Raw genomic sequence first — 19,078 nt, 5'->3', positions numbered from 1 at the left:
ACCAAACCGAAGGGCACGTGCTCGACGCCGCAGTGGGAGGGAATCCAGCCCGCCCGCTGGGCCACCTGGAATACGCCAGCAAAATGGCTGGCCTGGCCCGCATCGGTCACATAGATCACTCGGCTGGCTCCATCGCCGGCCGGTCTAGGGGCGAAGCGATAGCGAATCGCCGCCAGGTCGGTGGTGGCGTAGTTGAAGCCGCCATCGCTCTTCTGCACGATCAGCGGCAGGGGCTGGCCGTCCTTGCCACTCACCCCCTCAAGAAACACACAACCTGCGCCGGCATCAACCACCAGCAGCCCGGCAGCCCTGAGGTCGTCAACCACAGCCTGCAGGTAGGGGTTGTAGAAGGATTCGCCGCGCTCGGTGAGACGGATGCCGAGCTGGTCGTAGATCTTCTGAAATTCGCGGCGGCTCTGGTCGCACAGCAATCCCCAGGCCTTAAGCGACACCGGATCGCCCCCTTGCAACTTCACCACCTCCTCCCGGGAGGTGTTTTGGAAGCTTTCGTCGTCGTCGAAGCGGGCCTTGGCCTGGCGATAGAAGGACACCAGATCACCCAGATCCACCGCATCGGCCATGGTGAGAGCCTCTGGCGCCACCTGCTTCAAGTGGGTGATCAGCATCCCAAATTGGGTGCCCCAATCGCCCACATGGTTGAGCCGCAGCACCAGGTGGCCGCGAAACTCCAGCACCCGCGCCAAAGCATCACCAATGATCGTGGAGCGCAGGTGCCCCACATGCATCTCCTTGGCGATGTTGGGGCTGGAGAAGTCCACAATCACCGGGGCTTGCAGCTCCACCTTTGGCACCCCCAGGCGCGGATCGCCAAGGCGGGCCTGCAGCTCCGCCGCCAGCCGCTCGGGTCGCAGGGTGAGGTTGATGAAGCCGGGCCCTGCAATCTGGGGCTCGAGGCAGAGCTCGGCAAAGGCGGGATCGGCCGTAAGTTGCGCCACGATCGCCGTGGCAATAGCCCGGGGCGGCTGGCCCAGAGGTTTGGCCAGGGGCAGGGCCCCATTGGCCTGGAAGTCACCGAATTCCGGCTTAGACGCTGGCGCTAGCTGGGGATCGAGGGGCTGGCCCGCCTCGGGGAAGGCCCGCTGCATCGCTGCCAGGAGCTGGCCCTGCAGGGCGTGGAGAACGGTCAGCATGGCAACGGTGGGCCGCAGTGGCGGCAGGCACTTGCTGTGATCATCCCTCTCCAGCCAGCTGCAGGTCTGCCTCCATTCCCTGCAGCACTACATCGGCCACCAGCTTGATGCGATAGCGGCAGGCCTGGGTTTCGGTGCAGTCGAAACTGCGGTGCTCCCAGTATTTGTTACTGCCCGCACCACCCCCGCACAGCCCGAAGTACTCACACTCCTGGCGGCAGCGTTCCACACCGGAGCGAATTTCCTGCAGCACCCGCTGCAATTTGTCAGTGGCGGCGATGGCTTCCAGGCTGTCGTGCAACACATGACCAAAAGCAAAATCGCCGTATTCGGCGGTGGGCACCGAAAGCAACTCCGGATCAAAGGTCGACACATTGCCGCGGGCGTCCACATTGACGATCGCGAAGGGAGCATTCATGTCGGTTTGGGCCATGCGGGCATTGCTGCAGGCCAAGCTGACGATCCCGTCAAATTCCCGCAGGCGCAGGCTCCCTGGCTGCTCCATGCAGCGCTGCCAAAACCGCTCTAAAAACACCCGATAGCCCTGCTCCGCGCGGGGGGCCTTGAGGCTGGAGGCGGCGTTTTCACCTTCGGTTTCCTCCATGTTGAAGCCCACGTCGGTGATGCCGTGCTCGAGGAAGAAATCAAACAGGCCATCGGCATGGTCGAGGGCGTCGGCGGTGAGCACACAGATCACCTGAAAAGCAATCTGGCGCCGCACCAGCCAGTCGATCCCCCGCATCACCGCCCCATGGGTGGGCAAGCCGGTGCGAGTAACCCGGTGGGCGTCATGCAGGAAGGAAGGGCCATCCATGCTCACCCCCACGTGAATGTCATTGCGCTCGAAGCAGTAGCACCAAGCCCCATTGATCACGGTGGCATTGGTCTGCAGCGACTGGACGATCGTGCTGGCGGGCAGGCCGCGCCGCTCCAGCAGCTGGCGCAAGCACGCACTGGCTTGGTCGTAGAAGGCGATTGGCGCCATTAACGGTTCGCCCGCATGCCAGAGCAGGGTGAATTGCCCCTCGAAATAGGGGCTATCGAGCACCCGCTCCACCGCCACCTCCAGCAGCTCAAGTGAGAGCTGGGTGCGATCACCCCGATCGGGCAGATAGCAGTAGTCGCAATCGAGGTTGCAATAGGGGGTGGGTTGTACCACCAGCAGCCGCACGGGGCCGTAAGACTGACTTTCCACTTCAGCAGCCCGGGGAGCGATCAGCGCCAGTAGGGACCACCATTTAGGAAGCCCCCATTGCGGAAGCCACCATTACGGAAGCCGCCGTTATAGAAGCCCCCATTGCGGAAGCCGCCGTTGTTGAAACCGCCGTTATAGAAGCCGCCGTTGCGAAAGCCGCCGTTGCCCCAGCCCATGCCCCCGCCGTTGACGAACACATAGGACACGGCGTCATCGGGCAAGCCAGAGGCTTCGGCGCCATCGCGCTCCTGCACTGCCGCCGCAATTCGGCTCAGCCGCTCCTCAATGCTGAGGGAGGTTGGTTTAGCTGCGGTTTGGTCCTGGGCTGAAGGCTCATGCTGGGCGCTGGCCAAGGCCAGGGCCGCCGCCCCATCGAGGGGCAGGGAGGCCAGCAGCAACAGGCCGAAGAGATGGGAGCGGTTCAAGAACGCCATAACAGCTGCGAAAAGGGTTTCAGCGAGGGGATCAGCGACCGGTCGAAGCAGCCTGACCTTCAAGAACGGGGCGAATCGTCTCAACCCCCAACAGCACAGCCTCAAAGCTGGCGCGGATCGCAGACTCGGGCAATCCCAGCGCACTCGCCGGACCGAGCCAGCGGTTCACGGCGGTCACCGTGTCTGGCTGGCCATCGAGATAGCCCTGGAGCAGCCGGGCAATCGCCAGATTGACCACGTTGCGGAAGGCCGAGTCGTTTTCGGCGAGCACACAGCTCACCGCATAGGCCTCGTAGGGCAAAGCCGGGCTGAGCTCTAAACCTGGCAGCCCCTGCTGGCGCACCAGCCCCGCCAGCACGATCGTGTCGCCAATTACGCCTTCCACGGTGCCGGCCTGCATCGCGGCAACGGCAGCCTTGAGGCTGTCGAAGGCAACGGGCGTGGCCTTGGACTGCATGCCCCGCAGTTCGGTTTCACCCAGCGACTGGCGCACCACCCCAATCCGCCGTCCCGCAAGAGCGGCCGGACTGCCATCAAAACGCCCGGTGGGCGCCAGCAATCTCACGCCGGAAAGGCCGATCGGCAGGGAGAAATCCACCTGCATGTCCACCGCCCAGCTGAACGGCAGGCCACAGGCGAGATCCGCCTTGCCACTGGTGATGCTGTTCACCAGGCTGGCCGGATCGCTGATCGGAGCAAAGCGGACACTCACAGGACGGCCCACGGCCTGGCTGAGCTCAGCGGCAATGCGTTCAGCCACCAAGATGCCGTAGCCGGAAGGCTGGCCTTGGGGGCTCACCATCATTAGGGGTGGGACGTCGGCGAAACCACTCAGCACCAGCTGGCCGCTGCGCGCTGCCCGCTGCACCGCCCCCTCCAGCTGGGGCTTGGCCGGGGGTTGGGCCGAGGATTTGGTTTGGGATTGGGCCTGGACCGCCGCCGGCATTGCGGCCATCAGCCCGAGAGCTCCCACGCCAGCAGCCAGCCGGCGACCAAGGCCAGCTAAGCGAGAGCTGCGCTTGGAAAAGCTGCGCTTTGGTGCTGCCACCCAACCTCGACGTGATCTAAAAGAAGTATGCAGAGGCTCGGCTCCACTGCCAACTCAGCTCAATAATCAAACCGCATGCTGAGATCAAGCCAGGCGCTGCGGGTGATCGGCGCGCTGGTGGAGATCAGGTCGATGCCGCTGCTGGCGTAGTCGCCTAGCTGCTCAGGCTGCACGCCTGAGGCTTCCAGCACAAGCTGCCGGCCGCCAGCCAGGCTGCGCAACTCGGGCACCAGCTGCCGCAACTGGGCCGGCAGGAATTCATCCAGCAGTACCCCATCGGCGCCCGCTTGCACCGCCGCTGCCGCCTCAGCCGCCGTTTCCGCCTCCACAATCACCCGGGCCGGCCAAGGAGCATGGGCCCGCACCGCCGCAATCGCCGCCTCCACCCCACCCGCCCAAGCCAGGTGGTTCTCCTTGAGCATCGCGGCGTCATCGAGGCCCTGGCGGTGGTTGCTGCCGCCCCCGCAGCGCACGGCGTACTTTTCAAGTCGGCGCAGACCCGGCGTGGTTTTGCGGGTGTCGGCAAGGCGCACGCCCGTGCCCTCGAGCTCGGCCACCAGGGCGGCGGTGGCGGTGGCAATGCCGGAAAGACGCATCGCCAAGTTGAGGGCCGTGCGCTCGCCGGCCACCAGGGCAGCGGCCCCACCCTCCAGCTCCAGCAGGCGCTGGCCTGCCACCACCGGCTCACCATCAGCCACCAGCAACTGCAGCCGCAGCGCCGGATCCAGCAAGCGGAACAGCGGCTCCACCAGCACCCCGCCGCAAAACACCCCTGGCGCCTTGGCCAGCCAGTGAGCCCGGCCATGACGACCAGCCAGGGCCGCAGCCGTGAGATCGCCGCGGCCAATATCTTCTGCCAGGCAGGCGCGCAGCTGCGGCTCCAGCTCGGGGGTAAAAGGCAGATGGGCAGCAGGCATTACCCCTCCGGGGCATGACGATCTAATGATGCGAGGTCATAGGCCAGCCGGATACGCCAACGGTTGCCAAATCCGCGCCCACGTATTTTCTAAAGCCAGATCCAACGTGCTCCCCCCTTGATCCGCCCCAACCTGCGCAACCTTGCCCCCCTTACTGCCGTTGCGCTGCTGAGCCTGGCGGGATCCGGCACCACCGCCGCCATGGCCCAAACCAAGGCCGCCCTGACACAACCCACCCCTACCGTCCAAATCCTGGACAACAACATCTCCCTAGCCCAGGTGCTCAAGGCCCAGGAAGGCTGGTGCACGGCCCTGCTACAGATCAGCGCCGACTACGCCAAAGGAGGGATCACCAAGGCATAGGCAACCGCCACAAAGGTGATTGATCAAGCCTATGCCTACCAATACGGACCGGTGGCGTTCAAGCCAACCCTTGCCTCAGGCGAACAAACCTTTCGCACTGATCGAGAAGGTGCCCTCGCCTACTTTGTGGGCCACAATCCCAAATTCCCCCAAGACAAGGGTTTCGCCATCAAGCCCTGGCGCTCTTGCAAGATTGTGAACCAGGTGATTCAGCTGAATGGGGCGTCGGCCACCACCATGGGCAATGTGATCTTCACCGACGCCACTGGCGGCGTCACCAGCGTTGACAAGACCTGGACGTTTGCCAAAGAAAACGATGGCAGCGTGCGCATCGTTCTGCACCATTCATCGCTGAAATACGGCGGCTGAGCCTCACCGCATCTGCAACGATCGCCATGACCAAACCCCGCTGGTGGACCGCCGGTGACCTCGATGGCTTCCTCGGCCTCGGGCTCGACAACCTGATCCAGATCCTGTTGATCGTGGCCCTTTGCCGCGGCGTACTCGGCTATCCCGACAGCCTGATCTTCGGCGCGATCCTGCCTGCCACTGGCATCAGCCTGGTGGTGGGCAACCTGGCTTACGCCCGCCAGGCCTTTCAGCTCGACCAGCGCGAGGGGCGCGACGACCGCACCGCCCTCCCCTACGGGATCAACACGGTGAGCCTGTTCGCCTATGTGTTTCTGGTGATGCTGCCGATGAAGCTGACGGCCTTGAGCCAGGGCCTGGATCCAGCCGCAGCGGTAACCCTCTCGTGGCGAGCTGGGCTGATCGCCTGCCTGGGTTCGGGGTTGATCGAATGCTCCGGTGCCTTCATCGGCAACAGCCTGCAGCGCTGGCTGCCTCGCGCAGCCCTGCTCTCCACCCTGGCTGGCATTGCCCTGGGCTACATCGCCCTGGGCTTCCTGCTGCGCACCTACGCCCAACCGGTGGTGGGGCTGGCAGTGCTGGCAGTGATCCTGGTGGGCTACTACGCGCCGGTGCGCTGGCCGGTGCCCGCCGGCCTGGTGGCCGTGCTGCTGGGCATAGCCCTGGCCTGGGCCAATGGTTTGATCGACCTCGATCCAGTGCGCTGGCAGAGCAGCACGGCCCTGATTGGGCTCCACATACCCAAGCTGCAGCTGGCAGACCTGTGGCAGGCGCGCGGCCAGCTAGTGCCCTGGTTGGGGGTGATCGTGCCGATGGGACTTTTCAATGTGATCGGCTCGCTGCAAAACCTGGAGAGCGCCGAGGCCGCCGGCGATCGCTATCCGGTGCCCAGCTCGATGCTGATCAATGGCATTGGCACCCTGGCCGCTGCCACCTTGGGCTCCTGCTTTCCCACCACCATCTACATCGGCCACCCGGGCTGGAAGGCCATGGGCGCCCGCATTGGCTACTCCTGGCTCAATGGCGTGGTGATGGGCGCCGCCTGCCTGCTGGGCCTGTTTGGCGTGGTCGGCCAACTGGTGCCGATTGAAGCCGGTATGGCGATCGTGCTTTACATCGGCCTGGTGATCGCTGCCCAGGCCTTCCAGGCCACGCCGCCTCGCCATGCTCCGGCCGTGGCCTTGGGGCTGTTGCCCGGGCTGGCCGGCTGGGGCGCCCTGATGCTGAAAGCGGGGCTGCGGGCCGGTGGCAGCGGCACGGCCGCCAGCCCCTTTGGACCAGCAATGCTGGCGCCCCTGGCCCAGGCCGATGTGTGGGCCGCCGGGGCCTTCGCCCTTGAGCAAGGCCAGATCATCACGGCGATGCTGCTGGCGGGCATGCTCGTTTACGTGATCGAGGCCCGCCTGCTGGCGGCGGCGGCCTGCGCAGCCATCGCAGCCGTGCTGTCCTGGTTTGGTGTGATCCACGCCTGGCAATTCACCAGCTCCGACACCGTGCTGCAGCTGGGCTGGGGCGTGGGCCAGAGCTGGGCCCTCGGCTATGGGTTGATGGCCCTGGTGTTCCTCGCCGCCCGTTGGGGCCTCCGGCCTCAGCGCTGATGCTGCAGCAAACCGAGGGTGAGATTGTCTGGGTCGGTCTGCAGGTAGACGTAGCCACCACCATTGGCGAGCAGCACCACTTTGTAGTTGTAGGAGGCGCCCGCAGAGTCTCTCTGGGTCATCGAACCCAGGCAGCTGGCAGCCAGCTTGAGATTGCCGCTGTAGGTGCCCCGGTCCTGGCGGCCGGCGTAGCTGGACACCGCCAGACCTTGCACTGCCCCTGCCTGCCACCACTCCCGCTGCACCACCGCATTGGGCTGCCAGCTGCCAGCCAGCCAGCTCTGGCCCTGCTGCTGGCTGGTGACCAGGCCATCGAGCTGCTCGGGCCGGCAAGCGCCCGGAGCCTGGGCCACATAGCGCAACGACAACACCTCACTGGGTGCCACCACCAGGGAAGTGCGCGGCCGGCCTAGGCGCTCCAGGGCTACCGCATCAGCCATGGCACCGGCCGAACCCTGGCGCTCAACTAATGCCCAGCAGTTGGCATCGGCTTTCACCTGACCGCTGTAGCGATCTTCCGTAAAACGGCGCCCCGCCCGCAGGTAGCGAACCCCTTCGATGCGGCCATCAGCAAACCAGCGCTCCTGCATCAGCAGGGCCGTGGGTTCGCCCCGCTGCTGACCGCTCCCGAGCACCACAAAGGTGCCAGCCGCTGGTGCTTTGCACTGGGCCAGGGCCGCCGCAGCCGACTTTTCAGCAGCTCCTGCCCCTGGCACCAGGCCAGCGCCAATAGCCACGACAGCGAGCAGGGCGCGGGGGTTGGCCAACAACGCACACCATCAAGTGGTTGCAGTTTGGCAAGAGGCAGTTTGGCAAGAGCCCTACTTACCAATACAGAAACGCGAAAACACCCGATCCAGCACCGCCTCGCTCACCGCCTCGCCGGTGATCTCGCCGAGGGCACGCACGGCGGCGCGCAGGTCAATCGTCCAGAAGTCCCAGGGCAGCTGCTGCGCCGCAGCTTCAAGGGCAGCCCCCAGGCTCAGGGCTGCCGCCGCGGCCAGATCCCGTTGGCGGGCATTGAGTGCCACCTGCACCCCTTCAAGGCAGCCAGCTCCACAGCGGCGCAGCAGCTCGGCCACCAGCTCGTCGCGGCCGGCGCCAGTGAGGGCACTGAAGCGCACATCTGCCGGCTCCCCATCCCCCGGGGGCACCAGACCCACCGGCAGGCCAGCCCCATCGGCCTTGTTGCCCGCCACCAGCAGCACGACGCCCTCGGGCACCAGCTCCCGCAGGGCCTGATCCTCCAGGCTCCAGCCCGCCTCCAGATCAAATAGCAACAGCACCGCATCAGCGGCGGCCAGGGCCTGGCGGGAGCGCTCGATGCCCAGCTGCTCAACCCGGTCGCTGGTGGGGCGAATGCCGGCGGTGTCGAGCAGGGTGAGCGGCACGCCGTCGAGCACCAGCTCGCTTTCCAGCAGGTCGCGGGTGGTGCCCGGTAGGTCGGTCACGATCGCCCGCTCTCGCTGGCTGAGCAGGTTGAGCAGGCTGGATTTGCCCACGTTGGGCCGTCCCACGATCGCCACCCGCAGGCCCCGGCGCAGCAGCTCCCCCTGGCGCGCCTCAGCCACCAGCTGCTCCAGCTCAAGCCGCACCGCCTCCAGTTCCGCCGTCACCGCCGCGCCATCGAGGGGGGGCAGGTCCTCCTCGAAGTCCACCCGCGCCTCCAGCTCCGCCAGCTGATCCAGCAGCCGCTCGCGCAGGGCGCCGATGCGCAGCTGCAGGCCGCCATCGAGGCCAGCCATGGCCAGCTGGGCCGCCCGGCGGCTGCGGGCCGTGATCATTTCGCTGATCGCTTCGGCGCGGGTGAGGTCGAGCCGGCCGTTTAAAAAGGCCCGCTGGCTGAATTCCCCTGGCAGGGCCCGCCGCGCCCCAGCCGCCAGCACCAGCTCCAGCACCCGCTGCACCGCCATCAGGCCGCCATGGCAGTGCAGTTCCACCACGTCTTCCCGGGTGAAGCTGCGGGGGGCCCGCATCAACAACAGCAGGGCTTCGTCGAGCCGCTCGCCACTAGCAGGATCCACCACATGGCCGTAAAGCACCCGGTGGCTGTCCCAGCTCTGCTGTCCTGGGGCCACAAACAATTGATGGCCGATCGGCTCGGCCTCGGGGCCAGAAATCCGCACGATCGCCACACTGCCCTCGCCTGGAGCCACGGCGGTGGCCACGGCGGCGATGGTGTCAGCAAATCCGGCGGGGTCTGGCATGACCCCATTTCAGCGCCAAAGCGCCCGCAGATCGAGCACCCGGCTCAGGGATTGGCCAGGCCGGGAAACACCATCAAATCGATATGGCCGCCAACGGGATGGCGCCATTCGCGGAATTCCTCGGCCAAGGCGTGCTGCTCGCGGGGCAGGGCTTGAGCCTGCAGGTCCTGGAGCCGCTGGTGCACCAGGTCCAAGGTGTCGTCTATCAGCTGGGCCGCCTGCTCGGAGGTCATGGTGGGGAAGCCGGGGAATGGGCAGGTTGTAACTGGGCCTTCAACGGCACGCTGTAGCGGACATCACGACCGCGCCAGCCGCACCTCCAGCTCACCGCTAGCAGGCAAACGCCCCATCAGTGAGAGAATCAGCTTCTATTCAGGGGCACTCGTGACGAACGGCAAGGGATCTCCGCGCTCAGCACTGTCGACCCTGCTGCTTGGCTTCGGCGCCGTCGGCGGCTTGGCCCTGCTGGTGTGGCTGACGCTGGTGATGCTCGACCTCAAGCACCTCAACACCTCGGGCTTCACCCTGCCCTAGCCGATGCCCGTGCGGGCGATGTCGAGCACATCGGCCATGGAGCGGATCTGATTAATGGTGCTGGCTAGCTGGCTGGAACTCTCAAGCTCCACCCGCAGATCGATGCGGGCTGGCTTGCCGGGATTGGTGCGCACCCGGGCATCGCAGACGTTGATGCGGTGATCGGAAAGGCGAGTGAGGATGTCTTTAAGCACCCCAACGCGATCGAGCACCTCGATGCGAAGTTGCACCGGGTAGCGGCGCGGGCGCGTCTCGGAGGCGGAATTCCAGCGCACCGGCAGCCGCCTTTCGGCCGGCACCTGGGCCACGTTGGAGCAGTCCTGGCGGTGGATGGTGATGCCGTGGTTACCGAGAGCCACCGCCCCAAGAATCTGCTCGCCAGGCAGGGGACTGCAGCAGCCCCCGAGCCTGTAATCGAGGCCCTCAAGGCCGAGGATTGAGCTGGTGCCACCCCCACCCACCGGCGCTTGATGCGCCACCTGGGCAGCGTGGGCCGCCACCTTGGCCGCGACCTGCTCATTGCTGACCACGGGGGTGGAGGCTTCGCTGGCCAGGCGCATTTCCTCACGCAGCCTGTTGAGCACCTGATGCAGGGTGACCCCACCAAAGCCGAGGGAGGCCAGCAGGTCTTCGGTGCAGGTGAGATTGCAACGGCGGGCCACCTTGGCCATCGCCTCACCATTGAGCAGGGCATCGAAGCCATCGCGGCCGAGCTCGCGCTCGAGCATCTCGGTGCCGCGCTGGAGGTTGTCTTCGCGGTGGCTGGTTTTGTACCAGTGGCGAATGCGATTACGGGCCGTGGGGGTAGCCACGAAATTGAGCCAGTCGAGGCTTGGGTGGGCCGTCTTGGCGGTAACCACCTGCACGAAGTCACCATTCCGCAGAGGTGTGGCGAGCGGGCATAGCCGATCATTAATGCGCACGCCCTGGCAATGATTGCCGATTTCCGAGTGGATGCGATAGGCGAAATCTACGGCCGTAGAACCCTTACGCAAACCCACCACATCGCCATTGGGAGTAAATACAAACACCTCCTCATCAAAGAGATCTTCTTTGATCGAGCGCAGGAAGTCGTTGCTGTCGGTGCCACCGTCATCCTTCTGCCAATCAACCAGCTGCCGCAGCCAGTTGAACCGCTCGGCATCTGCTCCAGAGGCGGCCGGCGAACCGCCCTCCTTGTATTTCCAATGGGCAGCAATGCCGTATTCGGCCACCTGGTGCATGTCGGTGGTGCGAATCTGCACTTCAATCGGCCGGTGCCGGCCGATCACCGCCGTATGCAGGGATTGGTAGCCATTGGGCTTAGGCAAGCCGATGTAATCCTTGAAGCGCCCCGGGATCGGCCGGAAGGTGTCGTGCACCACCGCAAGAGCCCGATAACAACTCTCGAAGTTGGGGCAAAGAATCCGCAGAGCCGCCACGTCGTAGATCTCGTGGAACGCCTTCTGCTGGCGCTGCATCTTGCTCCAGATGCCATAGAGGTGCTTGGGCCGGCCGCTTACTTCGCAATTGGCCAAGCCCACGGCGGCTAGCCGGTCTCGCAGCAATTGCACCGTGACCGCCAGGCGCTCCTCGCGCTCGCTGCGCTTGGTGGCCACCTGCTGCTGCACATCCCGGTAGGCCTCGGGCTCGAGGATCTTGAAGGCCAGATCTTCCAGCTCCCACTTCAGCCGGCCAATGCCGAGGCGATTGGCCAGGGGGGCATAGATCTCCCGGGTTTCCCGGGCGATGCGCAACTGCTTTTCGGGCTTGAGCGCCGCGATGGTGCGCATGTTGTGCAACCGATCGGCCAGCTTCACCAGCACCACCCGGATGTCGCTGGCCATGGCCAGGAACATGCGGCGCAGGTTTTCAGCCTGGGCTTCGGTGTGGTTGGTGAAGTGAATGCCGCCGAGCTTGGTAACCCCCTCCACTAGGGCCCGCACCTCGGCGCCGAAGTGCTGTTCGATCTCCTCAGCGGTGACCTCGGTGTCCTCCACCACGTCGTGCAGGAAGCCCGCAGCGATCACGCCGGCGCTGGCACCGATATCGCGCAGTAGGTCGGCAACGGCGACCGGATGAATGATGTAGGGCTCGCCACTGGCCCGAAACTGGCCCTCATGCAGCTGGTAAGCGAAGTCGAAGGCGGAAGCCAGCAGGGCCTCGGCATCGGTGGGGCAGCTCACCCCCTGCCCCGGCGGCACATGCTCGATGCAGCGCTGCAACCACTCCGGCAGGGGCACGCCGTAGTCGGCAGGACTGCGAATGGGCTTGCGCACCAGGGCTGGAGCTGCCGCCACTCGAGTAGCTACGGCTGTTGCATCCAGATTCGGGGCCGCCCTGAGCATTTCAGCCTGCGGGTTCCTCTCATCGTAGGCAAGTGGGGCCAAGCTGGTGGCCATGATCAGCCCCGTGCTCGCAATTGAGAACCTGGTGGTGCGCTATCCCGACGCGGAGCGCCCCACCCTCGACGGCCTGAACCTGACCCTGGCGGCCGGCGATCGCCTGGCCCTGGTGGGTCCTTCCGGCTGCGGCAAAAGCACCGTGGCCCGGGCAGTGCTGCAACTTCTACCCCCGGGCAGCCAGTGCAGCGGCTCCCTGCTGCTGGCGGGTCAGAACCCCAGCCAAATGGCCCGTCCGGCCCTGCGCCAACTGCGCGGTGAAGCGGTGGGGCTGGTGTTCCAGGACCCGATGACCCGCCTCAACCCACTGCTGACGATCGGCGATCACCTGGCCGACACCCTGGCGGCCCACCGGCCCCGCTGGCAGAGGCGCCAGGTGCGGCAACGGGCGGAAACCCTTCTGATCCGGGTGGGCATCGGCCCGGAGCGCTACGGCAGCTATCCCCATGAATTCAGTGGCGGCATGCGCCAGCGCTTAGCGATCGCCCTGGCGATGGCCCTGGAGCCGCCGCTGGTGATCGCCGATGAACCCACCACCAGCCTGGATGTGGCCGTAGCCGGCCAGGTGATGGCGGAGCTCAGCAACCTCTGCCGCGAAGCGGGCAGCGCCCTGCTGCTGATCAGCCACGACCTGGCCATGGCGGGCCGCTGGTGCGACCAGATCGCCGTACTTGATCAGGGACGCCTGGTTGAACAGGCGCCAGCCCGGCAGTTGCTGATGGCCCCCGCCTCCGCCCTGGCCCAACGGCTGGTGGCCAAGGCACGGGAGCGGGAGGGCGCCGAAAGTTTGCCGCCACCGCCAGCACCGCTACTGCTGGAAATCGAGCAGCTGCGCAGCTGGCATCCACTGCAATCCCTGCCCTGGCAAGCCCGCTGGCTTAAGGCGGTGGATGGCGTCAGCCTGCGCCTGCAGCAGGGCGAAACCATCGGCTTGGTGGGAGCCTCCGGCTGCGGCAAAAGCACCCTCTGCCGCGCCCTGATGGGGCTGGCGCCGGTGCGGGGTGGCACGGTGCGGCTGCAGGGCACAAACCTGCTAAGCCTGCGGGGCCGAGCCCTGCGCCAGGCCAGGCGCGGCATTCAGATGGTGTTTCAGGACCCGCTGGCCTGCCTCAACCCCCAGATGGTGGTTGGTGAGGCGATTGCCGATCCCCTGCTGATCCACGGCCTGGCCAACCGCTCCCAGGCCCGTCAACGCGCCCGCGAACTGCTGACAGCGGTGGGGCTCACCCCCCCGGAAAGCTTTGAAAACCGCCTGCCCCGCACACTCTCTGGTGGTCAGCAGCAACGGGTAGCGATTGCCCGGGCCCTGATCCTGCAGCCCCAGGTGCTGCTCTGCGATGAGAGTGTCAGCATGCTGGATGCCGAGGTGCAGGCAGATGTGCTGGCCCTGTTGCGGGAGCTGCAGGAGCGCCTGGGGTTGGGGATGCTGTTTGTCACCCACGACCTGTCGGTGGCCAGTGGCTTCTGCCACAGGGTGCTGGTGCTGGAGGGGGGGAAGATCGTGGAGGAGGGCCCCGGCTCCCGGCTGCTGAGCGATCCCCAGACCGCCATCACCCGAACCCTGGTGGAAGCCTGCCCGCGACTTCCCATAGCTGCATGACCCTGCCTAGCGCCGCCTGAGCACCGCCAGCAAACGCTCGAACATCTCCGGCAGCGGCGCTTCGCACACCAGCCGCTGCTTGGTGATCGGGTGATCAAGTCCCAGCTGCACGGCGTGCAAAGCCTGGCCAGGCAGCTCAAGCGGCAGCTTGCGGCAGCGGGAGTAAGTGGGGTCGCCCACGATCGGGTGACCGACGTGGGCGCAGTGCACCCGGATCTGGTGGGTGCGACCAGTGTCGAGCTTGAAACGCAGCAGGCTGTAATCCCCCAGGCTCTCTACCAGGCGCCAGTGGGTGCAGGCATGACGCCCCGAATCGTCGTGAACCACGGCATATTTTTTGCGGTCGACGGGGTGGCGGCCGATCGCCCCGACAATCGTGCCGAAGTCGCCAGCCGGTTGGCCGTGCACCACCGCCAGGTACTGGCGAGAAGCGATGCGCTTCTGGATCTGCACCTGCAGCTTCACCAAGGCCTCCTGACTCTTGGCCACCACGATGCAGCCCGTGGTGTCCTTATCGAGCCGATGCACGATGCCGGGCCGCAGTTCGCCGCCGATGCCGGGCAGATCTGGGCAGTGGTGCAACAGGCCATTGACCAGGGTGCCATCCCTGTTGCCAGGCGCCGGGTGCACCGTGAGCCCGGCGGGCTTGTTGAGCACGATCAGGTGGGCGTCTTCAAACAGCACATCAAGCGGCATCGCCTGGGGCACCAGGTAGGGAAGGGGCTCGGGCGGCGGCATCCACAGCGCCACGCTATCGCCTTGGCGCAGGGGAGTCTTGGCCCGCCCCGTAACGCCGTTGACCCGCACATAACCCGCCTCAATGAACTTCTGGATCCGGGCGCGGCTCTGCTCCGGCCGCTGGGCCACCAGCCAGCGATCCAGCCGCATCGGCAGCGGCTTGGGATAGGTGAGCGTCAGCAGCTCACCTTCGCCCTCGCCAAATTCGCTCATAGAGGCGTCAGAACAGGCAGCTCAAGCGCAATGGCACCCAAGCGAGCGCAGCGAAAATCATCGAGCAGCTTGGTGGCCATGCGCAGGCTGTCGCCACTGGTGTGGCGCTCCGCAGCGGTCACCAACCAGCCCTCCACATCCGGGCCGCCGCCGGGCAGCACACCCAGGGGGATGCCATAGCGCTTGCCCACCAACCCAGGCGGCACGCCAGCCGCTGGCTCGGCTTCCAGCAGGGTGAGCAGCTGCAGGAAGGCCCGGGCGGCGGCTTCGTTGTCGTAGGCCGCCTGGCCGATGTCGTCGCACAAGGCCAAGCGCAGGGCTGCCTGCTGGTCGTCGAGGCGGGGCGGCAGCACGCCGGGGGCGTCGAGCAGGTCGAGGTCCTGGCCCAGCCGCACCCAGCGCAGGCTGCGAGTCACACCGGCACGGCGGGCGCTGTCTACGACTTTCTGACGCACCAGCCGATTGATCAGGGCCGATTTACCCACATTGGGGAAGCCCAGCATCAGCGCCCGCACCGGCCGTGGCTTCATGCCCCGCCCCGCCCGGCGAACATTGAGGGCCACGCCGGCTCGGATCGCCGCCTGCTGCAGCTGCTTAACGCCGGTGCCAACCTTGGCGTCACACCACCAGCAGGTCTGCTCCTGGGCTCGAAACCAGGCGGTCCAGGCCTGGCGCACCGGCGGCGGGATCATGTCGACCCGGTTGAGCACCAGCAGGTGTTGCTTATTGCCGATCCAGCGCTGCAGCCGCGGGTGGGAGGTGGCCATGGGTATGCGGGCATCGCGTACCTCAATCACCAGGTCCACCTTGGCCAGATTGGCGCTGAGAGCTTTCTCCGCCTTAGCGATGTGGCCTGGGTACCACTGAATCGCAGGAGCGTTGACGCTGAGCGGAAGCGTCTGGGGCATCAGGGCACCACCAGCACCGGACAGGGAGCCAGCTGGATCACCCGGGCGGCGGTGCTCTGCTGATCGCTCTCGATCGCAATGCCGCGGGTGCCCATCACGATCACGTCAGCATTGATCTCATCTGCCACATCGCCGATCACGAAGGCGGGCTTGCCCTCCCGCTCGATCACCTGGCAGCTCACGCCGGCCTCTTCAAAGCGAGCGCGGGCTTGCTGCAGCAGGTCAGCAACCGCAGCTGGGTCGTCCTGCTCGGGCTCCACTACCGACAGCAACACCAGGGTGCTGGAGTGCTGCTGGGCCAGTTTCAAGGCCACCGCAGCCGTTTCCATCGCCTGACGGCTCCGGTCGATGGGAAAGAGAACGGTGTCAAACATGGGGCGTAGTGCGGCTGGGCAGATGCAAGCCCGTGGCTTCAGTCTGGGGGTCGATTCGTCGCCCGGCCAGGGCGGATGGCAGGGGGGAATCCGAAGCCTGGCCTGGCTGGGGCACGCGGGGGCTAATCTCCCCCGGCAATTCAGTTATTCCATAACCCATGGCGAAGCGATCCCTGGCCAGCCTTTCGGCCGATGAGCTCCGCGGCAAGCGCGTGCTGGTGCGGGTTGACTTCAACGTACCGCTAGATGACGCCGGTGCCATCACCGACGACACCCGCATCCGGGCCGCCCTGCCCACGATCAATGACCTGAGCAGCAAGGGCGCCAAGGTGATCCTGGCGGCCCACTTCGGCCGTCCCAAGGGCCAGGTGAACGAAGCCATGCGCCTCACCCCCGTGGCTGCCCGCCTCAGCGAGCTGCTCGGCAAACCCGTAGTCAAAACCGACAGCTGCATCGGCCCCGACGCCGAAGCCAAGGTGGCAGCCATGGCCGAAGGCGATGTGGTGCTGCTCGAAAACGTGCGCTTCTTCGCTGAAGAAGAGAAGAACGACGCCGGTTTCGCTGCCCAGCTGGCCGCCCTTGCCGATATTTACGTGAACGACGCCTTCGGCGCCGCCCACCGGGCCCACGCCTCCACCGAGGGCGTCACCAAGGCGCTCAGCCCCAGCGTGGCCGGCTACCTGATGGAGAAGGAGCTGCAGTACCTGCAGGGCGCCATCGACGAGCCCAAGCGCCCCCTGGCGGCGATCGTGGGCGGCTCCAAGGTGAGCTCCAAAATCGGCGTGCTCGAGGCCCTGATTGACAAGTGCGACAAGGTGCTGATCGGCGGCGGCATGATTTTCACCTTCTACAAAGCCCGTGGCCTAGCGGTGGGCAAGAGCCTGGTGGAAGAGGACAAGCTTGAGCTGGCCAAGGAGCTCGAGGCCAAGGCGGCCGCCAAGGGCGTGCAGCTACTGCTGCCCACCGATGTGGTGCTGGCCGACAACTTCGCCCCCGACGCCAACAGCCAGACCGTGTCGATCGACGCCATCCCCAATGGCTGGATGGGCCTTGACATCGGCCCCGACTCGCTCAAAGCCTTCCAGGAAGCCCTGGCCGACTGCAAAACCGTGATCTGGAACGGCCCCATGGGCGTGTTCGAGTTCGACAAGTTTGCCGCCGGCACCAACGGCATCGCCCACACCCTGGCCGACCTGAGCGGCAAGGGCTGCTGCACGATCATCGGCGGTGGCGACTCCGTGGCAGCCGTGGAAAAGGTGGGCGTAGCCGAGAAGATGTCCCACATCTCCACCGGCGGTGGCGCCAGCCTGGAGCTGCTGGAAGGCAAGGTGCTGCCAGGCGTGGCAGCACTAGATGAAGCCTGATCTGGATGTGGCCTGATCCAGGCTGACCGCGAAAGGGGGCTCAGGCCCCCTTTTTTTGTTGGCGCTGGTCCTTGTCCAAGCCCGGCAAGCCAAAGCGGCGCTGAAGCTCGGCCCGTTCGGTCATCCAGCGGCGACGCTGCTCCATCGCCTGGTCCTGCAGGTTGCGCTGGCAGGTCTGCAAGGCATCGACGCCACGGGCCGGCACCATGCAGCGCTCGGCCTGGCTCAGTTGGTCCAAGCGTTCGACGGAAACCCGCTGCTCCAGCTGTCGGCGGGCAGCGAAATAAGCCTGGCGCTCCTGGCTGCTCAATTTGGCCATCGCCTCGGCCTGCTGGCGTTGCATCGCTTCGCGGCGCTCAGGGTTGGGGCGCCTTCCGTAACCGGTGCCTTCGGCGAAGGCCGCAGCACCGGCCCCACTCACCCCCATGGTTAACAAGGCGCCTGCCAGGAGCAGGGAGGCAGGGCGCTGTCCGGCTCTAGGCAAAAAGGTGTGCAAGAGGTTCATGGCTGTAGGTGGGGTGAGGTGGGGTGAGGTGGGGTGAGGTGGGGTGAGGTGGGGTGAGGTGGGGTGAGGTGGGGTGAGGTGGGGAGGAGCCGCTCCAAGCGGCTCCTCCCCTGAATCCTGGACGCTCCTTTTCACTGAAATGTGACTAGACCGGCGGAAAGTTGTGACCGGATCTGACTGTGCACAACCGCAGCGCCGGCTGAAGCCGGCTTCAGCAACCGGAGATCACACCACCCAAGATGCCGCCCATCGCGGCCCCCATTGGCAGGCTCCAGAGGCGATTGCGGGAGTTGCTGGCCAACATCGCTCCCAATCCGCCACCGATGGCAGCCCCGGTCAGCACGGTGCCCCTATTGCAGCGATTCACGGGAGGAGGGCTATAGAGCTCAGGCTCAGAGGCAATGGGGTAGTCATAGGAACTCACGGGCAGGGGGGCATAGGTTCGGCCTCGGGGCGGACCGTAGTTGTCGTAGGCGTAGCGCTGACCGCCGTAGCGCTGATCCCCGTAGCGCTGATCGCCGTAGGGATAGGCCTGGGAGGCCTCAGGAGCAAGGGCTGCACTGCCGAGCAGGCCGGCCAAAACGAGAGGAAGAGCAGAGAGGCGCATGGTTGATCTTGCGGAAGGTGATCTCGAGGTAGGTGGTGTGGCGGGGAATGGGATTCGGAGAAATAAAAGCGAAAAGGCCGTCAGAGGCTCAGGCCGGGCCGTCCAGGCAGCTGGGCGGTGAAGCCCTGGCGGCCCATCAGAAGCTGCCATTCCTGCTGATCGCGCCGCCTCTGACGCTCCCGAGCCTGCTCATCGCGGCGCAGGCACTGGTCGTTGTCCCAGCGCTCACGGGCGCTGCTGAGGCAGCGATCCAGTTGGTCGAGGCGCCACTGGGTCTGGCGATAGGACTGATCCGCCAAGGCCCGCTGAGCCTGAACCCAGCCGCGCGTGAGGTCCGAATTAGGGCTCCAGGGGCCGAAGGCTCGACCGGGGAACTGGGGATCGGCCATGGCGGAGCCGTCACTAACGACGCCGCTACCCAACAGGCCCAGCACCAGGGCCAGACGGGGAAGGGGAAAGGACTTCATGGGAAGAAGGTGGGTGAAATGGTGCAGCCTTGAGCTGTCACCCCGGAACTTTGCGGCGAACCAACGGGCTAAGTGCAACCGAGTTGCCACCAACCTGTGACCAAA

The 19,078-nt window shown here is 65.9% G+C and carries 21 protein-coding genes; 6 read left to right on the top strand and 15 right to left on the bottom strand.

Features of this window, described 5'->3' with window-relative positions:
- From argS to nadC, 5 genes are all read right to left on the bottom strand, one after another.
- On the bottom strand, window positions 1-1,151 hold a 1,151-nt coding region (gene argS / locus KBY85_RS06940; RefSeq protein ID WP_254960797.1), incomplete at its 3' end, for an arginine--tRNA ligase.
- Window positions 1,152-1,191: 40 nt separating this feature from the next.
- Window positions 1,192-2,346, bottom strand: a complete 1,155-nt coding sequence (grrM, locus tag KBY85_RS06935) for a cyclophane-forming radical SAM/SPASM peptide maturase GrrM/OscB (protein WP_254960796.1) — start codon at window positions 2,344-2,346, stop codon at window positions 1,192-1,194.
- Between the two features lie 20 nt (window positions 2,347-2,366).
- Window positions 2,367-2,780 carry a GrrA/OscA1 family cyclophane-containing rSAM-modified RiPP gene (grrA, locus tag KBY85_RS06930; protein WP_254960795.1) on the bottom strand — a complete coding sequence of 138 codons (414 nt, stop codon included), beginning with the start codon at window positions 2,778-2,780 and terminating at the stop codon, window positions 2,367-2,369.
- Between the two features lie 31 nt (window positions 2,781-2,811).
- Window positions 2,812-3,828, bottom strand: a complete 1,017-nt coding sequence (grrP, locus tag KBY85_RS06925; protein WP_254960794.1) for an extracellular substrate binding-like orphan protein GrrP — start codon at window positions 3,826-3,828, stop codon at window positions 2,812-2,814.
- Window positions 3,829-3,887: 59 nt separating this feature from the next.
- Window positions 3,888-4,745, bottom strand: coding sequence for a carboxylating nicotinate-nucleotide diphosphorylase (nadC, locus tag KBY85_RS06920; RefSeq protein WP_254960793.1), 858 nt, complete (start codon window positions 4,743-4,745; stop codon window positions 3,888-3,890).
- Between the two features lie 117 nt (window positions 4,746-4,862).
- Here nadC and KBY85_RS06915 point away from each other — a divergent pair, with 117 nt between their 5' ends.
- The 3 genes from KBY85_RS06915 to KBY85_RS06905 are packed head-to-tail and all read left to right on the top strand — an operon-like array spanning window position 4,863 to window position 7,075.
- A complete protein-coding gene (locus KBY85_RS06915; RefSeq protein ID WP_254960792.1) occupies window positions 4,863-5,108 on the top strand; it encodes a hypothetical protein in 246 nt (81 codons plus the stop codon).
- Window positions 5,109-5,123: 15 nt separating this feature from the next.
- Window positions 5,124-5,477, top strand: coding sequence for a hypothetical protein (locus KBY85_RS06910; protein WP_254960791.1), 354 nt, complete (start codon window positions 5,124-5,126; stop codon window positions 5,475-5,477).
- A 26-nt stretch (window positions 5,478-5,503) separates the two neighbouring features.
- Entirely contained in the window at window positions 5,504-7,075 is a 1,572-nt protein-coding gene (locus KBY85_RS06905; RefSeq protein ID WP_254960790.1) for an NCS2 family permease, read from the top strand.
- On the opposite strand, the gene KBY85_RS06900 is transcribed toward KBY85_RS06905, so the two are convergent.
- From KBY85_RS06900 to KBY85_RS06890, 3 genes are read right to left on the bottom strand one after another with little or no spacing between them, the layout of a single operon-like run.
- A complete protein-coding gene (locus KBY85_RS06900; RefSeq protein WP_254960789.1) occupies window positions 7,066-7,842 on the bottom strand; it encodes a hypothetical protein in 777 nt (258 codons plus the stop codon). The genes KBY85_RS06905 and KBY85_RS06900 overlap by 10 nt on opposite strands.
- 54 nt (window positions 7,843-7,896) lie before the next feature.
- The gene (gene mnmE / locus KBY85_RS06895) at window positions 7,897-9,282 is read right to left on the bottom strand and encodes a tRNA uridine-5-carboxymethylaminomethyl(34) synthesis GTPase MnmE (RefSeq protein WP_254960788.1); all 1,386 of its coding nucleotides are present in this window, start codon (window positions 9,280-9,282) and stop codon (window positions 7,897-7,899) included.
- A 44-nt stretch (window positions 9,283-9,326) separates the two neighbouring features.
- Window positions 9,327-9,515, bottom strand: coding sequence for a hypothetical protein (locus KBY85_RS06890; RefSeq protein ID WP_254931775.1), 189 nt, complete (start codon window positions 9,513-9,515; stop codon window positions 9,327-9,329).
- Between the two features lie 151 nt (window positions 9,516-9,666).
- On the opposite strand from KBY85_RS06890, the gene KBY85_RS06885 reads away from it, so the two are divergent.
- Window positions 9,667-9,816: a hypothetical protein gene (locus KBY85_RS06885; RefSeq protein ID WP_254931776.1), complete on the top strand. Its 150-nt coding sequence runs from the start codon at window positions 9,667-9,669 to the stop codon at window positions 9,814-9,816.
- Here KBY85_RS06885 and KBY85_RS06880 read toward each other — a convergent pair.
- Window positions 9,813-12,143, bottom strand: a complete 2,331-nt coding sequence (locus KBY85_RS06880) for a bifunctional (p)ppGpp synthetase/guanosine-3',5'-bis(diphosphate) 3'-pyrophosphohydrolase (protein WP_254960786.1) — start codon at window positions 12,141-12,143, stop codon at window positions 9,813-9,815. The two genes, KBY85_RS06885 and KBY85_RS06880, sit on opposite strands and share 4 nt — an antisense overlap.
- Before the next feature lie 52 nt (window positions 12,144-12,195).
- On the opposite strand from KBY85_RS06880, the gene KBY85_RS06875 reads away from it, so the two are divergent.
- Window positions 12,196-13,797 carry an ABC transporter ATP-binding protein gene (locus KBY85_RS06875; protein WP_254960785.1) on the top strand — a complete coding sequence of 534 codons (1,602 nt, stop codon included), beginning with the start codon at window positions 12,196-12,198 and terminating at the stop codon, window positions 13,795-13,797.
- Between the two features lie 6 nt (window positions 13,798-13,803).
- On the opposite strand, the gene KBY85_RS06870 is transcribed toward KBY85_RS06875, so the two are convergent.
- Genes KBY85_RS06870 through KBY85_RS06860 form a run of 3 tightly spaced genes read right to left on the bottom strand, consistent with a single transcriptional unit; the run spans window position 13,804 to window position 16,030 of the window.
- Window positions 13,804-14,748, bottom strand: a complete 945-nt coding sequence (locus tag KBY85_RS06870) for an RluA family pseudouridine synthase (RefSeq protein WP_254960784.1) — start codon at window positions 14,746-14,748, stop codon at window positions 13,804-13,806.
- Window positions 14,745-15,656, bottom strand: a complete 912-nt coding sequence (gene ylqF, locus KBY85_RS06865) for a ribosome biogenesis GTPase YlqF (protein WP_254960783.1) — start codon at window positions 15,654-15,656, stop codon at window positions 14,745-14,747. Before ylqF ends, KBY85_RS06870 begins: the two co-directional genes overlap by 4 nt.
- Complete coding sequence (locus KBY85_RS06860; protein ID WP_254960781.1) at window positions 15,656-16,030, bottom strand: universal stress protein; 375 nt, start codon at window positions 16,028-16,030, stop codon at window positions 15,656-15,658. The genes ylqF and KBY85_RS06860 overlap by 1 nt, the downstream gene beginning before the upstream one ends.
- A gap of 158 nt (window positions 16,031-16,188) precedes the next feature.
- Between KBY85_RS06860 and KBY85_RS06855 the strand changes: the two genes are divergently transcribed.
- Window positions 16,189-17,394 (top strand): phosphoglycerate kinase, encoded by a 1,206-nt coding sequence (locus KBY85_RS06855; RefSeq protein WP_254960780.1) that lies wholly within the window; start codon window positions 16,189-16,191, stop codon window positions 17,392-17,394.
- Window positions 17,395-17,434: 40 nt separating this feature from the next.
- On the opposite strand, the gene KBY85_RS06850 is transcribed toward KBY85_RS06855, so the two are convergent.
- The 3 genes from KBY85_RS06850 to KBY85_RS06840 all read right to left on the bottom strand — a co-directional run bounded on the left by KBY85_RS06850 (window position 17,435) and on the right by KBY85_RS06840 (window position 18,973).
- Window positions 17,435-17,899, bottom strand: a complete 465-nt coding sequence (locus KBY85_RS06850) for a hypothetical protein (RefSeq protein ID WP_254960779.1) — start codon at window positions 17,897-17,899, stop codon at window positions 17,435-17,437.
- A gap of 211 nt (window positions 17,900-18,110) precedes the next feature.
- Window positions 18,111-18,506: a glycine zipper 2TM domain-containing protein gene (locus tag KBY85_RS06845; protein WP_254960778.1), complete on the bottom strand. Its 396-nt coding sequence runs from the start codon at window positions 18,504-18,506 to the stop codon at window positions 18,111-18,113.
- Between the two features lie 80 nt (window positions 18,507-18,586).
- Complete coding sequence (locus KBY85_RS06840; protein WP_254960777.1) at window positions 18,587-18,973, bottom strand: hypothetical protein; 387 nt, start codon at window positions 18,971-18,973, stop codon at window positions 18,587-18,589.
- Between the last annotated feature and the right edge of the window lie 105 nt (window positions 18,974-19,078).

Origin of the sequence: Cyanobium sp. BA5m-10 (assembly GCF_024346255.1) — a bacterium.
Lineage (GTDB): Bacteria > Cyanobacteriota > Cyanobacteriia > PCC-6307 > Cyanobiaceae > Cyanobium_A > Cyanobium_A usitatum.
Note: the sequence above shows the minus strand (reverse complement) of the source record. Positions and strands in the feature narration are given on the sequence as shown.